Origin of the sequence: Psychrobacter piscatorii, from assembly GCF_001444505.1 — a bacterium.
GTDB lineage: Bacteria > Pseudomonadota > Gammaproteobacteria > Pseudomonadales > Moraxellaceae > Psychrobacter > Psychrobacter piscatorii_B.
In genome coordinates this window covers 1-18505 of the sequence record NZ_LNDJ01000057.1, presented here as the reverse complement: position 1 = coordinate 18505, position 18505 = coordinate 1, and the positions used below count along the sequence as shown (strand labels likewise).

At 45.0% G+C, this 18505-nt stretch carries 16 protein-coding genes; 5 read left to right on the top strand and 11 right to left on the bottom strand.

The window, feature by feature from the left end:
• Positions 1-707: 707 nt before the first annotated feature.
• Positions 708-1388, top strand: a complete 681-nt coding sequence (gene pgsA / locus AS194_RS05050; RefSeq protein WP_058024385.1) for a CDP-diacylglycerol--glycerol-3-phosphate 3-phosphatidyltransferase — start codon at positions 708-710, stop codon at positions 1386-1388.
• A 106-nt stretch (positions 1389-1494) separates the two neighbouring features.
• Here pgsA and AS194_RS05045 read toward each other — a convergent pair whose 3' ends face one another.
• Positions 1495-1992 (bottom strand): pyridoxamine 5'-phosphate oxidase family protein, encoded by a 498-nt coding sequence (locus AS194_RS05045; RefSeq protein ID WP_058024384.1) that lies wholly within the window; start codon positions 1990-1992, stop codon positions 1495-1497.
• A 345-nt stretch (positions 1993-2337) separates the two neighbouring features.
• Positions 2338-2832 carry a pyridoxamine 5'-phosphate oxidase family protein gene (locus AS194_RS05040; RefSeq protein WP_058024383.1) on the bottom strand — a complete coding sequence of 165 codons (495 nt, stop codon included), beginning with the start codon at positions 2830-2832 and terminating at the stop codon, positions 2338-2340.
• Between the two features lie 442 nt (positions 2833-3274).
• Here AS194_RS05040 and purL point away from each other — a divergent pair, with 442 nt between their 5' ends.
• The 4 genes from purL (at position 3275) to AS194_RS05020 (ending at position 8948) form a co-directional block, all read left to right on the top strand.
• Positions 3275-7288: a phosphoribosylformylglycinamidine synthase gene (purL, locus tag AS194_RS05035; protein WP_058024382.1), complete on the top strand. Its 4014-nt coding sequence runs from the start codon at positions 3275-3277 to the stop codon at positions 7286-7288.
• Between the two features lie 151 nt (positions 7289-7439).
• Positions 7440-7775, top strand: a complete 336-nt coding sequence (locus tag AS194_RS05030; protein WP_025643795.1) for a type II toxin-antitoxin system RelE/ParE family toxin — start codon at positions 7440-7442, stop codon at positions 7773-7775.
• Positions 7765-8046, top strand: coding sequence for a NadS family protein (gene nadS, locus AS194_RS05025; protein ID WP_058024381.1), 282 nt, complete (start codon positions 7765-7767; stop codon positions 8044-8046). The genes AS194_RS05030 and nadS overlap by 11 nt, the downstream gene beginning before the upstream one ends.
• Before the next feature lie 455 nt (positions 8047-8501).
• The gene (locus AS194_RS05020; RefSeq protein WP_058024380.1) at positions 8502-8948 is read left to right on the top strand and encodes a hypothetical protein; all 447 of its coding nucleotides are present in this window, start codon (positions 8502-8504) and stop codon (positions 8946-8948) included.
• 150 nt (positions 8949-9098) lie between these two features.
• Here the strand turns inward: AS194_RS05020 and AS194_RS05015 are convergent, their stop codons facing one another.
• The 9 genes from AS194_RS05015 to AS194_RS04980 form a co-directional block, all read right to left on the bottom strand.
• Positions 9099-9287 (bottom strand): hypothetical protein, encoded by a 189-nt coding sequence (locus tag AS194_RS05015; protein WP_058024379.1) that lies wholly within the window; start codon positions 9285-9287, stop codon positions 9099-9101.
• Between the two features lie 121 nt (positions 9288-9408).
• Entirely contained in the window at positions 9409-9543 is a 135-nt protein-coding gene (locus AS194_RS13485; RefSeq protein ID WP_256713940.1) for a hypothetical protein, read from the bottom strand.
• A 235-nt stretch (positions 9544-9778) separates the two neighbouring features.
• Positions 9779-10525 (bottom strand): pyridoxine 5'-phosphate synthase, encoded by a 747-nt coding sequence (locus AS194_RS05010; protein ID WP_058024378.1) that lies wholly within the window; start codon positions 10523-10525, stop codon positions 9779-9781.
• Positions 10526-10696: 171 nt separating this feature from the next.
• On the bottom strand, positions 10697-11572 hold the full coding sequence (locus AS194_RS05005) for an N-acetylmuramoyl-L-alanine amidase (RefSeq protein WP_058024377.1): 876 nt from the start codon (positions 11570-11572) through the stop codon (positions 10697-10699).
• A 98-nt stretch (positions 11573-11670) separates the two neighbouring features.
• Positions 11671-12420, bottom strand: coding sequence for an MOSC domain-containing protein (locus AS194_RS05000; RefSeq protein WP_152978603.1), 750 nt, complete (start codon positions 12418-12420; stop codon positions 11671-11673).
• A 210-nt stretch (positions 12421-12630) separates the two neighbouring features.
• A complete protein-coding gene (gene rsfS, locus AS194_RS04995) occupies positions 12631-13044 on the bottom strand; it encodes a ribosome silencing factor (RefSeq protein ID WP_058024376.1) in 414 nt (137 codons plus the stop codon).
• A gap of 131 nt (positions 13045-13175) precedes the next feature.
• Positions 13176-14096 carry a nicotinate-nicotinamide nucleotide adenylyltransferase gene (locus AS194_RS04990; protein WP_058024375.1) on the bottom strand — a complete coding sequence of 307 codons (921 nt, stop codon included), beginning with the start codon at positions 14094-14096 and terminating at the stop codon, positions 13176-13178.
• 359 nt (positions 14097-14455) lie between these two features.
• Positions 14456-16603 carry a phosphate acetyltransferase gene (gene pta, locus AS194_RS04985; protein ID WP_058024374.1) on the bottom strand — a complete coding sequence of 716 codons (2148 nt, stop codon included), beginning with the start codon at positions 16601-16603 and terminating at the stop codon, positions 14456-14458.
• Positions 16604-16737: 134 nt separating this feature from the next.
• The gene (locus AS194_RS04980) at positions 16738-17970 is read right to left on the bottom strand and encodes an acetate/propionate family kinase (protein ID WP_058024373.1); all 1233 of its coding nucleotides are present in this window, start codon (positions 17968-17970) and stop codon (positions 16738-16740) included.
• Positions 17971-18505 lie beyond the last annotated feature (535 nt).

Below are 18505 nucleotides of genomic sequence, written 5' to 3'. Positions count from 1 at the left end.
TTTTTATTATATAGTTAGCTGAATGTAAAACTGTTATGGATTTAAACGCGCTACTGGTATGAATTTTACTTGCGTGCTGCGTTCCCAGAGGCTGCGCAAAATTCATCCCAGTAGCGCTATGACATTTTTAGAGTGTATCGTATCAGCAAAAAGGCAAAAAAAGGCCCACAGAGGAGGTGCTGTGGGCTGAGGAAAACGGGCTGTGCAGATTGATCACAAGTTCCGTGGTCGTGATTTATTATAGTTATCGGCTTTCTATACACTCATTTATTAGGGCAATAATAACCAATACAATAGGTACATATATTTGCTTACATATTTAAGTGTACAAGTGTTTTGTGACAGTTGCTATCATAACCCGACTGACTGCTATTTGGCTGTTTTGGTTACAGTATATTACGTTATAAAAATACTAGATTTTATGATCAATGCATTAAGATTTTATTTGGCTAGCAAGCTATTTAAGTAGTCAGTGATATACCAAGCTACCTAAGTAATACGCTATTAGATCAATGGTAACGTCTTAGTGTTTTTTACTATTAATCTCGATAAAAGCACTCAATGCTTTCAAGAAATTATATCGATATGACAAGAGACATCATGTTGATACCTTTGATGACTCAATCGCTGCAGAGATGGCATGACGGCTTGCCGGAAAAATGCTAAGCTATCTGCCATTATTATGTCTATATTAAACTGGGTTTGCCATGACTGAGAGCACGCATTTGCATACGCAGGAGCCGTCAAGTTCGCAAAATACTAAAAGTATTTTTAACTTGCCCAATAATCTTACGATTGCTCGTATCTTGATGATTCCGTTATTTGTTGCGATTGCGTATTGGCCACCTGCTATGGGCATCGGTATGCCTGCAATCTCAGACAACGTCATTGCGCGAGTGGGGATGAGTGAGTTTAGCGATAGCCTATTGCGCCATTTATTATTAACCAGCGTCTTTATTATTGCAGCAATTACCGATTGGCTAGATGGTTACTTTGCTCGTAAGCTGAATGTCATGTCAGCGTTTGGGCGCTTTTTGGACCCAGTTGCTGACAAGCTGATGGTGGCGGCGGCCTTGATCGTTTTGGTGCAATGGCATCCCAATATCATTATGGCAATCGCTGCGATCGTCATCATCTCACGTGAGATCGCTGTATCCGCATTGCGCGAGTGGATGGCAGAGCTTGGCAACCGAACCAGTGTCGCTGTGTCCTATGTGGGCAAATTAAAAACGACCTTTCAGATGATAGCGATTACAGTACTGTTATTAAACTGGGAGTCGCTTGAGACAATCGGTTATGCGCTGATGGTGGCCGCGGTGATATTGACACTATGGTCGATGATGATTTATCTCAAAGCTGCGTGGCCGTACCTAAAGCAAAGTGGCTAATAGTAAGACAAACAATCATAACCTGCATAAAAAACGCCAGTGGCTCATGCGACTGGCGTTTTTTATTGAAAGCTGTTAATTATTAAGTCGTTAAAGCTCTGCTAAATCATGACAGCTCTATCGAAAAATTCTCACCCAAGCTCTTTTCAATGGCATTATCTGTCACTGCCGCTGCTGTCAATTTGACAGCGCTAGTAATCGCATTCCCATTTGCCCAGTATTCAGCACCATGAGGGACGACCTTGATCAGCTGTACATTTGGGTCTTCTTTACCTTTTTCAAAGTAAGCGTTATAAGTCATTGACCAAAGCTCATCTAACTTGTCTTTATCATCTACCAGCTCCGCTTTACCAGTGATAGACAGATATTGTTTGTTGTCTTGGCTGACATAGGCCAAATTGACTTGTGGATCGTTTTTGATGTTATCGATGGTCTCACAAGGGCTGTGACCGATAAACCAAATTTCTTTGGCACCAATACTGGTCTCGGTGGTATTCATGGGGCATGAGTGAAGATGGTTCTCACTGGTGCGCGTGGTCATCATCGTATATTTGATGTCTTTTACCATGGCTTGGATGGTGTCCATTTGTTGTTGCTTGCTCATCGTAGTTATCCTTTACTATTTAAAATTTGGAGTAAAAATTATTATTCGGTAAGAGTGATCTAGAGTACTGATAAGGTGGTCAATGACGCCTATTAACAGTTATCAATATAGCGATATCACCTAATAGAACGATACAGCTGGTCTGTAATACCCTGTGAAAGTTTGTAATTATCTGCGTGATTTTATTCAGTAGATGATTTATCAATCAAAGAATACTGTCTAAAAATAACCTTACCAAAGATAAGGCAATAAAAAACGCCAATAAACCGAGGCATATTGACGTTTTGGGGGACTCAGTAACCGTAGGCTTATCCGAGCCAAATGAAGTTATATATGGCTTCTAAACTATAGCGATACTTCAAATTGCTCGCCGATGTCTTCTGCCGTTTTGCCATCTTGTAGGGCTGCTGCTGCCATTTTAAACATATTGATAGTAGAGCTACCACCTAGCCAGCACTCAACGCCATGTGGAACGACCTTGATTAACTGTACGTTTGGATCTTCTTTACCATGTTCAAAAAACGCATTGTAGACTGGTGACCATAGTTCTTCTAATTTGTTTTTATCTGTTGGTAACTCAGCATTGGCGCTGACAGAGACATAGTCTTTTTCATCTTTAGAAGCATAAGACAAACCAATTTTTTGGTTGTTCTGAATGTCTTTGACCACATCTGATGTTTTGTCACCGATGAACCAAATCTCTTTACCACCGATACTCGCTTCGCTGGTTGTCATTGGCCACGCATGTACGTCACCTTTACTATTGACGGTGCTTAACATTGCAAATTTTACATCTTTAATAACGTCTTGAATTTTGTCGATTTGTTCTTGCTTATTCATAGAGGATTTCCTTTTCTTTATAGTGATTAGGTGGTTAATTATTTGTAGTAATCATTTTTATTCAAGGTAGATGTAATTCATCTTTTAAAAACATCGCCTTAACAACTGGAACTAGAATACCGAGTTATGCCTTTGCATTTATATAGGTGCCCAGTAATGCGATGTGAGTGTTTGTAAGGAGTATGAGGGTTAGGTAAAAACTGTGATATAAGGCATTAAAATAATGAGGTCTAAAATGGAATCTAAGAAGTATCGAAGCAAAACTATAGTAGACAATAGGTCAATTAGACTTGGCATTTAGCACACATGTGATGCTGACAGAAGACAACTTATCAGCAATTTATCTTGGTTTAGACCTGCTTATTATAGGTCTTCTTGTTATAATACCCAGACCATTTACTTAGCATGGCAGAGATGCCTTGATCTTACGGATTATGCCTTTATGATGACCATCGCCGGACAACCGTTTCTTACCGATTTTCAGACGCAGCAACTCATCAGTCAATTCCAGCAAAAAACCGAGCTAAATGTTAGTCAAATAAGTACTCAGCAAGTGTATGTACTCTCACGCGAATTGAGCGGTGATGAGCACAAAAAATCCTTAGACTTGTTTGGGATTAAAGAAGCGATTGCGCTTACCACGCCACAAGACAACCAACTGCAAGTGATCGTGGCGCCGCGCTTTGGCACTATCTCACCATGGGCGAGTAAAGCCACCGATATCTTTAATAACTGTGAAATCAAAATAAACCGTGTTGAGCGTGTCGTTGTTTATACGTTAACCCTCGATGAAAAAACAGACGGTGACGCAGGCGAAAAACTACCAGCAGACGCTGAGCAGTTATTGTTTGACCGTATGACTCAGAGCTTGGTTTATGACTTGAGCGATGTCAGCAAATTGTTTGACGATCAAGCACCAGCATCACTGAATCATATCGATGTGATCGGACAAGGTCAGTCAGCGCTAGAGTCCGCCAATACCGAGTTCGGTTTTGCGTTATCCAGCGAAGATATCGACTATTTAATGAATGCGTATGTCAATGAATTAGGTCGCAATCCAACCGACGTTGAGCTGATGATGTTTGCACAGGCAAACTCAGAGCATTGCCGTCATAAGATCTTTAATGCCCAGTGGACCGTTGATGGTGAGGTGCAGCCAAAATCACTATTCCAAATGATCAAAAACACCTATCAGTCTAATCCTCAAGGTATCTTATCAGCCTATAAAGACAACGCCGCTGTGATGGCTGGGTCTGATGGTATGCGTTTTTATCCTATCCCAACGGACGCGATGGATGCCAATTCAATCCATCCTTATGGATTTCATCAAGAAGACATCGATATCTTGATGAAAGTTGAGACGCACAATCACCCAACGGCAATTGCTCCGTATTCAGGTGCAGCAACGGGTTCTGGCGGTGAGATTCGTGACGAAGGTGCAACAGGTCGCGGCGGTAAGCCAAAAGCGGGTCTAGCCGGTTTCCACGTGTCGCATCTACATATCCCAGAGCTGTCCGAGAAGTGGGAGCAGTCAGGTCAGCTGAGCACGCAAGCGTATGGTACGCCAGATCGTATGGCAACCAGCCTTGAGATTATGCTTGATGCCCCATTAGGTAGCGCCAACTTCTCAAACGAGTTTGGTCGTCCGAACCTATGCGGTTATTTCCGTAGTTTTCAGCTAGATACCTCTGCGGCAAAGGACGGTAGCGAGATGCGCGGCTACCACAAGCCAATCATGCTGGCAGGTGGTTACGGCAACATCAAACGCAACTTGATTGAAAAAAATGCGATTAAAAAAGGCGATTTGCTCATCGTTCTGGGTGGCCCTGCAATGCAAATCGGTCTAGGCGGCGGCGCGGCCTCATCGGTCGATAGTGGCGAGCTTGATGAAGGTTTGGATTTTGCTTCAGTCCAGCGCGACAATGCTGAGATGGAGCGTCGCTGTCAGGAAGTCATCGATCGCTGCTGGGCGCTTGCCGGCAACGACATTGAAGTGAGCAATGATAGTCAAGACGGCAACCCCATCGTCTCTATTCATGATGTCGGCGCGGGCGGTCTGTCAAACGCCATGCCTGAGCTGGTCAACGACCATGAGATGGGCGCGCATCTGAACTTGCGTAAGATCCCATCGTTAGAAGCGGGCATGTCACCGATGGCGATCTGGTCAAATGAGGCGCAAGAGCGTTATGTCCTTGCTATTCGCCCAGAGAGCAAAGATCAGTTCGATGCGATCTGTACCCGTGAGCGCTGTCCATATGCCATCTTGGGTGAGGCGACGGATATCCGTCAGCTCATCGTTGATGACGAGCTATTAGCTGAGCAACCAGTCGATATGCCGATGCAAGTGCTGCTCGGTGGTACACCAAAAATGCAACGCAGCTTTGAGCGTACTGATAGCACGTTACCAGCATTAGAGCTTGGTGAAGTTAATCTAGCCGAGTCAATTACCGATGTATTGCGTCACCCAACGGTAGCTAGCAAATCATTCTTGATTAGCATTGGTGATCGCTCTATCACCGGTATGGTCGTGCGTGATCAGTATGTGGGTCGCTATCAAGTGCCTGTATCAGATTGCGCGGTGACGGCGTCGGGCTTAGTGGCGCTAGATGGTCAGCCGATGACTGGTGAAGCCATGAGTGTCGGCGAGCGTACACCTGTTGCCCTTATCAATCCAAAAGCCTCTGCGCGTCTGGCAGTCGGCGAAGCGATTACTAACATCGCGGGCGCGCGTATCGCTCAGTTGTCTGATATCACCATGTCAGCGAACTGGATGGCAGCATGCGGTGATGATGCAGAAGATGCGGCACTATTCGATGCGGTACACGCCGTTGGCGAAGAGCTGTGCCCAGCACTCGGTATCGCCATCCCAGTTGGTAAAGACTCGCTATCTATGCGTGCTAACTGGACTGATGAAGAGGGCGCTGACAAATCAGTCGTCTCGCCAATGAGCTTGGTCGTCACTGCGTTTGCTCCTGTGGTTGATGTAGCAAAAACGCTAACCCCTGAGCTAATCAATGGTGACAGCGCGTTCTACCGTATTGACTTGTCAAAAGGCAAATTGCGTCTAGGCGGCTCCATCCTCGCACAAACGCTGAGCCAACTCGGTAACGACTGCCCAGATCTAGCGCAGCCAAGTGATTTGATCGACTTCTTTAACTTTGTCCAAGCGGGCAACGCGCAAGGCGTTATCAGCGCTTATCACGATATCGGTGATGGCGGTCTATTAGCGACCATCGCAGAGATGCAGTTCACCAGCCGTCAAGGTATCAAGCTGTCGTTAGATGATGACAACCTACTCGGTCAACTGTTCAGTGAGGAGCTGGGCGCAGTCATCCAAGTATTGCCAGAAAACGTCGCAGCGCTCATGCAGTTGGCAGAAGAATTTAACGTCAGCGATATGCTTAGTCTCGTTGGTCAAAGCTCAGAAGAAGACAACCTATTAATCCAAACGCCTTTGCACATGGGTGACGATACCTTACGCTTTAGCCGTACTGAATTGCAGCAAGCGTGGACGCAGGTCAGCTATCAAATCGCGCGTCGCCGTGATAACCCAGCGTGCGTACAGCAAGAGTATGACTTGATTAGCGACGCGAGCCATAAAGGCCTGATCGCGGCGCCAAACTTTGATCTGAATCAAAAAGTGGAAGCGCCTTATGTAAACAGCCGCGCTGATGCTAATAACAGCCAACCAAGAGTCGCCATCCTCCGCGAGCAAGGTGTCAACGGTCAGACAGAGATGGCAGCAGGCTTTACCCAAGCTGGCTTTGAAGCGGTCGATGTACATATGAGCGATCTACTGAGTGGTCGCATCAATCTACGTGATTTCGACGGTCTGGTCGCTTGTGGTGGCTTTAGTTATGGTGACGTACTGGGCGCTGGCTCTGGCTGGGCGAACTCTATCTTGTTCCATGACGAGCTACGCATGCAGTTTGTCCGCTTCTTTGCCCGTCCTGATACCTTCTCATTAGGTGTCTGTAACGGCTGTCAGATGATGGCGCAGTTAAAAGACCTGATCCCAGGTGCGGAAAACTTCCCACGCTTCGTCGCTAATAAATCCGCGCGTTTTGAAGCGCGTACGGTCAACGTCAAAGTTGAGCGCACCAAGTCCATCTTATTCAAAGGCATGCAAGATAGTATCTTACCTATCGCTGTCGCGCATGGTGAAGGCTATGCCACACTAGATAATACCGAGATCGACGGTATGGCAAAACACGGTCAGCTTGCGATGCGTTATGTCGATAGCCAAGGTCATCCAACTGAGACGTATCCGCTCAATCCAAACGGTTCGCTCGGCGGTGTCACAGGTCTGTGTAGCACCGACGGTCGCGTCACTATCATGATGCCGCATCCTGAGCGTAACCTAAAAGCGTATAACCATAGCTGGAAACCAGAAGAATGGGATGAAGACGGCGCGTGGATGCGTATGTTCCGTAACGCTCGTGCTTGGTTGCGTTAAGATAATTTGAATTAGTTTAGATAATAAGAAAGGTGGGCTTTGGCTCACCTTTTTTGTGTTTATGATATTTAGCTTAATTAGATCCAGAAAAAACATATAGATAAGTACTTCAATGACGTATATAATAAGACATAAAGATAAAGGATATTGAATGTTACATTTCATCGAAACGCCAATATTTACTAAGCAAGTACTGAAACTATTAGATGATGAAGCTTATAAAGAGCTACAGGAAAATCTAATCAATAATCCAGAACAAGGTGATTTGATTCAAGGTACAGGGGGCGTTCGAAAAACCAGATGGGCACTTAACCAAGGTAAGAGTGGCGGTATTCGGATTATCTATTATTTTGTGAATAGTCAAGGCATATTTTTTATGCTGCTCGCTTATCCGAAGAATAAACAAGCCTCTCTATCAAGCGAAGAGAAGTCTGGTTTATACAAACTGACTCAACAAATTAAAGAGGTGTATAGCCATGAGCAATGAGTTTTACGATGATTTATCTACATCACTAAATCAAGCATTGGCGATTGCTAAAGGACAGGCTCAGCCTAGCCGCCAGTTTACCCATGACGTGCCTAGTATTAAGGAAATAAGAACTAAGACAGGGCTATCGCAGCAGCAGTTTGCCGATAAACTTAATATCAGTTCGCGTACCTTACAAAATTGGGAGCAAGGTACTAGAAACCCAACAGGGGCTGCCGTCACATTAATGCGCTTATTGAATAAAAAGCCTGAGTTAATTACCGAAGCTTAATTGATCAAAAACAGTCAATCTTATCTTGGTCACGCACTCGGTGGGATTATGGATGTGTGTGAAAGCGATGACGCATGGATGCGTATGTTCCGTAACGCTTGTGCTTGGTTTAGATAGGCTAAGTTGGTTTAGAATATTATTGTAGATATAAAAAAGGTGGGCGTAATGCTCACCTTTTTTGTGTTTTGGTTCTATTGGGAGCTAATCCTGCTTTTCGCTACTATCTTGGTCGTTCACTGGGGCCGTGGCTAAGGCTAGAGGCGTTCCAACATTCGAGCGACCACCTCTAGCCAAGCCTCCGCAGCCCAGTGACCAACCAAGTATATCCGCTGCAATCAGGGCTAAAACGCGCTCCTGAATGACCGTTTTATGATAAATTAGTCTAAACTTTAATTTTAGTATTATTGGTGCGCTGGACGCACCCTACGAACTCATTGTTTTCTTTGGAGGTTAGAATGGACAATCAATCTGAACCGAATAAAGTCGAAAACAAGCCACACGAAAAATTAGATGATAATTTACCGAAAAAATGTGGCATTGTAATGCCTATTGCAAGTATGGAAGGCTATCCTGAATCTCATTGGAAAGATGTCAAAAGGATAATAGAATCTGCTATTAAAGAAGCTAATTTTGAAGCTAGATTGGTGAGTGATGCGGATGATATAGGCGTTATTCACAAACGTATTGTTCAGAACTTATATGATAATCCGATGATAGTTTGCGATATAAGCGGTAGAAATCCAAATGTCATGTTTGAGCTAGGATTACGTCTATCTTTCGACAAACCAACAATCATTATAAAAGACGAAATAACACCTTATTCTTTTGATACATCAGCAGGATTAGGCTATTCTATAGAAGAGTTTGACCAGAACTATTATAGATTACATGAAGATTTTTGAGAAATAAGTGAGACTAAAGTAGCTCGAACAGATAGTTAGTCGTATAATTTATTAACTACAATGGGTTATTATGGGTCTGAAGAAGAGTTGATTTATGTTGAATAAATATGCTTCAATCAGAGTTTTGATTCAAAGCATGATGTTATATGATTATTTATCTTCTGACAGCTCTTTACCCTTTCTCTGAGCCTCAGCAATCAACTCATGAATCTTAGCACTTTCCTTTAGCACGCAAGCATCATAGGCGGAAAGCGGCTTAGGCTCTTGTTCTTCTTCCTGATCTTGCTTGGCTTTTTCTGCTAAATACTTTTCAAGTTTATCTGCTTCAGAATCGCTCATAGTTTATCCCTCGTATGATTTTTACCACATAGAAAACGGCACTGAAATCAGTACCGTTCGTTTTATAGGTCGTGACAATGTAAACCCTAACCACGACTTTTCAAATACTAAATTACCAAAATCAATCCCAGCTTAAGATTACCTTACCGCATTGCCCACTTTCCATGATATCAAAGCCTTCTTGAAACTCATCAATGTGCATGCGATGGGTAATGATTGGCGACAGATCAATACCGCTAATCAGCATTTGCTCCATCTGATACCACGTCTCCCATATCTCACGCCCATCGTCGATCGGCTATCGTGATGAGCGCATCTTGCGGAGAGGTGATAACGCGCTCGTTTTTATACAGCCCTGCGTCGCGGATATCGCTGATTTCTTGTTATAGATATTTTTGAAAGGCTTGATACATAAAGAGTCCTTTTTTACTATTATTGGCGTTTGCTTAGGGTTTGTTGATAGAGCCAAATTATTTGCTTATTGATGCGAGTTAAGCACAGATGTCTAAATACTGACGCACGACGTTATCCATGCCTTGCTCTAGCGATTCAATAGTAAAGGCATGACCAATCGACACCTCAGCGATATGACCAAGGCCTAGCAAATCGGCTAAATTGTCTAAATTCAAATCATGACCAGCATTGACGCGAATCCCGTTGTCACTGGCAAGGGTGATACAGTCGCTAAAGCGTTGCTTGACCTCATTGAAATCAATATTATTATCGTTCTTACCGTTACTGTAGGCGCGCGCCCATTCCTCGGTATACATCTCTATCGTTTGCACATCGCTGTCAATGACGGCTTTAATCTGCTCGATATCAGGATCGATAAATACCGCGCAGCGTGTACCAAACCCTTGTAGCTCATGACTCAGCGCTGACAGCATGTCTTTATGTTTGATGATATCAAAGCCATGATCGGAGGTCAGTTGGTCTTCGCTGTCGGGCACGAGGGTACATTGATGCGGTTTGACCTCGCGAATCAAGGATAAAAACTGCTCGTTCGGGTTGCCTTCGATATTGAACTCAATGTCTTTGTAATCTTTTAAAAAGGCACTGATATCATAGACATCTTGGTATCTGATATGACGCTCATCAGGTCGCGGATGCACAGTAAAGCCTTTGACACCCAGATCAATGAGCTTTTTTACAAAGTACAGCAGATTGGGATAATCTGTGCCGCGAGAGTTTCTGATTAAGGCGAGTTTATTCAAATTGACACTAAATAGGGTGCTCATAATATGTCCTTTTTCATTGTTGTTATGTCCGATAATAAAACATAGACCTTATGTTATCACGCTTGACTGGTATGAATTTTCTGGCGGGCTGTGTCTACGCTGACAGAGGCTGCGAAAAATTCATGCCAGTCGCGCCAGTTATCTTTTTAAACTGCCTATATTTGTATCGCTTTAATAAAAATCATCGCGACTAGCATACTTCATATTGAGCGCCTGCAATATCGCATAGGTCTCGCTATCCATATTACCGGTTGGCTGCTGCGGTCTGAAATGCAGCTGAAACGCATAGATGACATCGCGGCTAGGCTTGTCCCACTCGTCGCTATTATTGATTTGATAGCCGTATTTGCGAAAAGCTTGCTTGATCTCCTGCACGCTTGGCGCGACCAAGGTACGCCGATTCATAATTTCTTGCTTGTCCGCTTCATTATACCAAGCGCCGATACCGTAATCGAAATACAGTCGCTCCCACGGGAATTTTGCACCGGGGTCGATCTTGCGCGAGGGTGCCATATCTGCATGACCGATGATGTTTTTGGGTGAGATGTCATAACGTCTAGCGATATCTTGCACCAGTTGTGCGACCTTTTTAATCTGCAATCCATCAAACGCCACATAATGCTCATAAGGATGGTAATCCATATCGCCATTCTTTAGCGCGTCTCGATATTCAGGCTTGATTCCTGCATTGACGATTTCGATGCCAATAGACGTATCATTGAGGATGGTTCGACCTGAAAAGCCACCTTCGCCTGCATGCCACGCGCGCTCAGACTCTGGCACGAGGTTATAAATTTTATCATCGTTCTTGTCCAAGATTAAGTAATGCGCGCTCACATTACCCGTGGTCAATGTTTTGATTGAGCGCTCATTATCTGAGACTGTGTAGTGTAGGACAATGGTTTTGATACGCTGGCTTTTGCCAGTCGATTGATAGGTATCGCTATCGACGCTATAATTTTTGGTCGTTGCGACTGGTGAGGTCGTGGTCACGCAGCCAATCAAAGGCAGAGTTAAGCCAAGTGCTAAGAAGATGTTTTTTACCATGAAATGCTCTGTGTAGATAAAGGGTATATGTCGCTGTCCACTTATATTTTAAGCACCTATTATTATCAGATGATGTCTAGAGATTTTGCTGATTGTATTCAGCCTCTTTTAATTTTTTTTGCCAACACCTTTTTCCAACTCGCCTCCAAACACTCAATCGCGAGCCACGGCTCAATCACCTCAGCGTCAAACTTTTCTTTTGAATGAGACAACTGCCAAAGTGTCTCAAGCGTGGCAAATGGATAAGGACGTTCTATCAAGTAGACTGGCAAATCAGCGTTAATGATGCCATCACGCACCACTTGAAAATACCAGCCTGAGATACCTTTCTTACTGACCCATGCGGCGATGTTGGGCACTTTGGTAAATTGGCCGATTTGGTCATTGATTTTGTAGCACGGGCGGCGCGGCTGCACGATGCGCAGCTGCACGCTATCTTCACCGTTTATTTTGTCGTCGCCATACTGCCCACCATACTGATAAACGTCGCCAATACAGACGTTAGACTCATCCATCTCAGGCAAGCCATCAACGGCTTCAGTGGTAAGGTTTTCTCCGAGCGTACCGACACGTACTTTTAGGTCAAACTCTGTATTGATTTTTTCATAAGTGGCCGCTGGCAGTTGATGCACGGCTTTGAGCGGGCCGCCATGATGTTTGCGGTCGGCTTGCTCGTCAGTGGTCAATCCCATAAAATTGACGGCGACGGGTGCTGTAATAGGCGCTTTATCGATGGCGCTCATTTCTTCACGAGTGAACGGCATGGCTTTGCCCGCGCGGACACATACTAAGTTTGCCACATGCAAGGGTAGGTTAATCTCAGGGTTTGAGCGGTGAGTAGCAGACATGGGCAATCCTTAATAGTAGGCGAGCGCAGGACAAAATTTGCGCAGCAATAGTGGTAAGGATGATAGCAATCTATCCGACAATTATCCATTCCAATGGCTGTTTATCATGACAGATATGTCTAAATATCGGCACAAAAAAAGACCAGAATAACGATTCTGGTCTTTTGGTCTTATGCTTTTAGTATGACGCGATGATTGTACCCAATAATCTTATTTGTTCTTGTTGCGACGACCAGCGGTTTTCTTTTCACGCGGTGTGGCGACCAGCTCAGCCAACTGATCCGGTGATGACCATAGGCCTTCTAAGTCATAGAACTCACGCGCTTGCGGGGTCATGATATGAACGACAACCGCGCCCAAGTCAATCAACGTCCAGTCAGAGTCGATACCGCCTTCACGGCCAAGCGGCATAAAGCCCGCTTGTTTGGCTTCAGCGCCGACGCTATCCGCCATCGCGCGTACATGACGTTTTGAGGTACCATCAGCGATGACGATACGCTCGGTGACGTCAGTTAAGTCTTCTACATTCATTACAGTGATGTTCTTTGCTTTCATATCATCTAGCGCGCTTTGTATAATGTTTAAGCACACGGTTAAGCGTTCTTCGGTCATGGTGTTGATCATAAATTTTAATCTCTTCAATCGTAACTATTAAAAATAAAGGGGTAAAACGTCAATTTGTCTGATTCGACTGATCATATGTCGTCAGTCACGTATAGAGACAGGATAGGAAAAATGACATAGATAAGGCGATTTTAACGGAATTGAGCAGCAGAATATAGCTGATGGGCGATAATATAGTGATAAACGGCAGGATTGAGCCATTTAGCTAATGAATTGGGGTGAGTATTGCTCATAATATCATTTATTGCTGCGATAGATGCGATTTGCCTGTCAGTGACGGGCATTTTATTTGTTTCAGTCGCCAATATGTGTAGTTGTTCGCGTATTTGCGTGCTTGATACGGCAGTGATCGGTCGCGTATCTATATAAATGCGTCCTTTCATAGCGCTTTTCAAGTCAGTGCCATCTGTTTCTAAGCTATCTACCAAGCATCGAGCAATTGGAGTGAATAGCTCAATCGGTGAGTCGGTTACATGTGATTGTAAAGGTAGCGGCAGTTGCGATTGCAAGGTTGCCAGATATTGCGAAGTTGCTATATTTTTTTCAAAGAATGTAGCGTTGTCAGAAATTCCATCATTAATGTGATCGCTATCCTCACGATTAAACACCCACAGATTGACATAATCAGTGAGTCCTAACCCGTCTTTCCATTTATCCAAACTGCGCGCGCTGTCCATACCCATGATAAATATTAAACTATCATGAGGGTACTGCTGTCTGAGTGCGCGTACAGTGTCGATTGTATAGACAGGCGGCGTTTGCCATAGCTCAAGCTCATTGATTTGTATCGGTGTGTCTTGTACTGCCAGCTTTAGCATGGCTAAGCGGTGTTTAGGGTCAGTGCTCTGCGTTTTAAATGGCGAGCGCGCATTGGGTAATAATGAAACGTGCAAGGGGCGGTTTTGCTGCTTTGCGATTGGCAACAAGTCCTGATAGACGTGTAGAGCCACTTCTAGGTGACCATTATGTACCGGATCAAACGAGCCGCCAAGATAGGCACGGATGGCAGGGGCAGAGATCTTTTCGTGAGAGTTATTGCTCGTATTTGACATAAATAAATGCGTAAAAAGAGATGAAGTATCTGTTGGTATCAATACACCTTACTCTTTTATCCGCTAACCTTTTTACATTAACTGAATCATAGCGCTATTGTAGAGGGCGGGCGAGTATCTGTCATCACTATCTATCACCACCTATAGTTAGTGGAAATTAATACCGCTACATTATGCACTGTTAAATCAATTTTTTTGCTTGCTGTGCCTGCGCAGACAGAGGCTGCAAAAATTGATATTAGCAGTACCGTATCGTTTTTGAGATACTTTGACTATACCACCACAGCACCAATAAAAAACCGACCATCATGATGATAGTCGGCGGTATAACGGACTTTGATTGGCAAATCGTATAGCGATTAAATCAAATCGCTATACGCTTGGATAGCAGTTAGCGCGATGGTATAGACGATATCATCAACGAGTGCGCCACGCGATAAGTCATTGACTGGCTTATTCAAACCTTGCAGCATCGGTCCAACGCTGATGACATTGGCGCTACGCTGCACCGCTTTATACGTGGTGTTACCAGTATTGAGATCAGGGAAAATAAAGACGTTGGCTTGACCTGCGACAGGAGAGTCAGGCGCTTTTTGTTTACCCACACTCATGACCGAGGCGGCATCATATTGTAGTGGGCCGTCGACTTTGAGGTTCGGCGCACGCTCACGGACGATTTGGGTGGCACGAGCGACTTTTTCGACATCCGCGCCTGCGCCTGATGAGCCCGTAGAATAGCTGATCATCGCGACTTTTGGATCGATACCAAAGGCAGCAGCAGACTGTGCCGATTGAATGGCAATTTCTGCCAACTCTTCAGCATTCGGATCAGGATTGATCGCACAGTCACCATAGACAACCACTTGCTCAGGCAACAGCATAAAGAACACGGACGATACGAGCGAGTACTGCGGCGCGGTTTTGATTAATTGAAACGCTGGGCGTACGGTATTGGCAGTGGTATGAATCGCACCTGAAACCAGACCGTCGACCTCATCTAGCTGTAGCATGATGGTGCCAAGATACACCGTATCTTTTAGATATTCAGCGGCGACGTCTGCGCCAGTCTTGCCTTTACGGCGCTCAACGACAGCAGCGATATATTTGCTCATATCAAGGGTGTCAGGGTCGATGATTTCTAGACCTTCTGGCAACGTCAAATCGCGATTTTTGGCGACTTGTTCTACTTCGCTGCGTTTTGCGAGCAGTACGCAATCAGCGATACCGCGGCTCTGACAGATACAGGCCGCTTCGACGGTACGTGGTTCAGAACCTTCTGGCAATACGATACGTTTTTTAGCGTGCTGTGATTTTTTGACCAACTGATGGCGAAAAGCCGATGGGGACAAGCGCGGTTCATGATTACGGCTAAAGTATTCTTTAATCCAGCTCAAATCCAAATGCGCTGCTACGTAACGCGCTACTTCTTCCGCACGCTCAGTGTCATCACTTGGAATCTCTGAGCTCATATGGACAAGGCTCTGTACCGTTTGATAGCTGTCACTCTCGACGCTCATGATAGGGATGCCCGTTTTGAGCGCCGACTGCCACAGCTCCGTTACGGTCTCGCCTGGTAGGATACCACCTGTCAAGACCAATCCTGCCAGTGGAATACCATTGATACAGGCCAATCCTGCGGCCAGTAGCAAGTCATCGCGGTCACCAGGGACCACCATCAACGTACCACGTTTGAACACTTGATTGACACGAGCGACTGAGCGCGCCGTTAGACTGATGCGATTGATACGACGTGTTTTTGCTTCACCAACGTTAAGCCAAGTGGCATCAAGCTCAGTGGCAATGTCCCAAGTGCGCGGTACAGACAACGAATCGCTAAAGGGCACCACGCCGATGAGGCGAAACGCGTCGGTATTGAACGAAGGCGATAGACGCTGCACTTCTTGCAAAAAGGTTGGATCTAAGCTGACGACCGCCTCACCCGGAGCGACTGGTTGATTTTCAAAGGTATTAGGCACGTCTTGTACCCGCATCAATATCACGCCTAATGTACGTGCATCCATGACACCGCCGAACTCGCGCGCATGCACATCAAGCTTGTCCGCCAACGCCGCTGGTTGACCGATATCAGCGGCACCAACAAATATGATCTTGGCATCTAAAGCATGGGCGAGGGCGCGGTTGATTTGTGAGGCGTAAGAGGTCTCAGTGGTCGGCACCAGACCTTCACAGATGATGACGTCAGGGCCATCATCTATTGTGTGATAATTGGCAATCACTTCTTCCATTAAATCATCAAGGTTGCCATCGCCCAACATCCGCTCGACGTGCTGACGGCTGATCGATTTGGGCGGCTTTAGACCAAAGGCATGCATGGTCAATGCGCTTGAGCTGTCTAAGCTGTGCTGCTTATCTAGTGTATCGTCTTGCAAAAACGGCTTCATAAAGCCCGCTTTGATACCGTTATAATCAAAGGCGCGAATCAGTCCAAGCGCGGCTGATGTCACACCGATACCGCGGCTAATGGGAACAAGTAAAATGGTCTGCATAGTGTATCCTACGGTTTATTTTATTATTAAGTTCAATTCATCCTTGGCAGAATGAGCAATGTGCTGAGTATGTACGCCATAGCCTTATAGCAAATGTTAATTATATAGATATGGCGTATCAAACACGCTCACGCTTATATTAAATTCAATGCCTGACGAGTCTCTTGAGCAATACGGCACTCTTCATCAGTTGGGACGACCCATAACTCGATACTGCTGTCATCTGCGTGGAAGCTGCCTTCTTTACCACGAACCAAACTGGCATTTTTGTCAGCATCTATTTTGATACCGAAATGACGCATCACTGCCAGGATTTTGTTACGTGTAATGTCGGAGTTCTCACCGATACCGCCAGTAAAGACAATACCGGTAAACTCTGGTAGCGCACAGCTAAGGCTGGCCAGATATTTACCAGCACGATAGCAGAACATCTCGATAGCGAGCTGCGCATCTTCGTGACCTTCACTGGCTGCTTGCTCGATGGTACGCAAGTCGTTAGACAGTCCTGAGATACCAAGTAGACCGCTGTCATTATTAAGCATTTTGTCGGTCTCTTCTAAGCTCATACCGAGCTGACGCTTCAGGTGCATGTGCAAGCTAGGATCCACATCGCCACTACGCGTACCCATCATAAGGCCCTCAAGTGGGGTCAGACCCATGCTGGTATCGAGACTTTTGCCATCGTATACTGCGGCGGCTGAGCAACCATTGCCTAGATGTGCTGTTAGCCAGCCATGTGGCCCTTTTGCCTCAGTGATTTGGCTGGTGCGTTCTGAGACGTAAGCATGTGATGTGCCATGGAAGCCATAGCGACGGATTTTATGTTCTTCGTATAGATATTTTGGTAGCGCATAGCGAAAAGCAACGGGCGGCATGGTTTGGTGAAAAGCGGTGTCAAACACCACCACTTGCGGCATATCAGGATAGATCGCCTGAACCGCTTCGATCCCCAGTGCATTTGCAGGGTTGTGTAGCGGAGCTAATATTTTGAGACGCTTCACTTCTTCTAACGCATGCTCATCAACGCGAACGGCTTTGGAGTATTCGCGGCCACCATGTACCACGCGGTGCCCAACGGCGATGAAGTGGTACTGCTCTAGTAGCTCAAGGATTTTTTGTAGCGCCAGCTTGTGGCGACCACCAGGAATAGAGATTTCAAGTTTTTCACCGTTTAAGGTCGTGTGCTTAATACGGGCGGTATCGAGACCTAGGTTTTCGGCAAGACCGGTGATACGAGTAGAGTTGTCATCACTAATCAACGCGTATTTGATGGAAGACGAGCCGCAGTTTAAAACCAAGGTTGGGCTGGTCAGGGTTGATGTTTCAGAGTTCTTATCATCAAAAGTGGTGGTCAGGCTGGCGCTCATACTCTATCCTTAGATTGGTTTTTATAGGTGGGTTTTTGTAGGTCGAAAATCATCATATCGTCAGATTACTATGATAAAAACGACACTGACATCGCATCGTGCTCATATTAAGGTGATGATAGATTGATCGTATTTAACACAAAATTAGCCATATCCATGCTGATCTATCAAACAAGTATATGATCGATCTTAGTCATACTGAGGCTGATGGTTGTATCTTATTACTATATAGCAGTACCGCTGAATCGTAGGCCTGAGCCTCATCATAGCCGTAAGGACGCGGTATAATGTAACATATTTTTGTAGCTATACCGCGATAATGGTAAGGTTTAAAATTGGTGTCTATCAAGCGTTCAAAATATTGGTACATCTGTTATAGCTAGTGGCTCCTAGGTACTTTAGCCATTGATTATTGGCTGTTGTAGAGCTACCTTATGAATATCAAAAATTGTAAGAAATATTGTCCAAATTCCTATCAGACATGTTTTTATGCGCAAATTAGGTGTAATGGACATTATTCATGCTGTCATAGGGA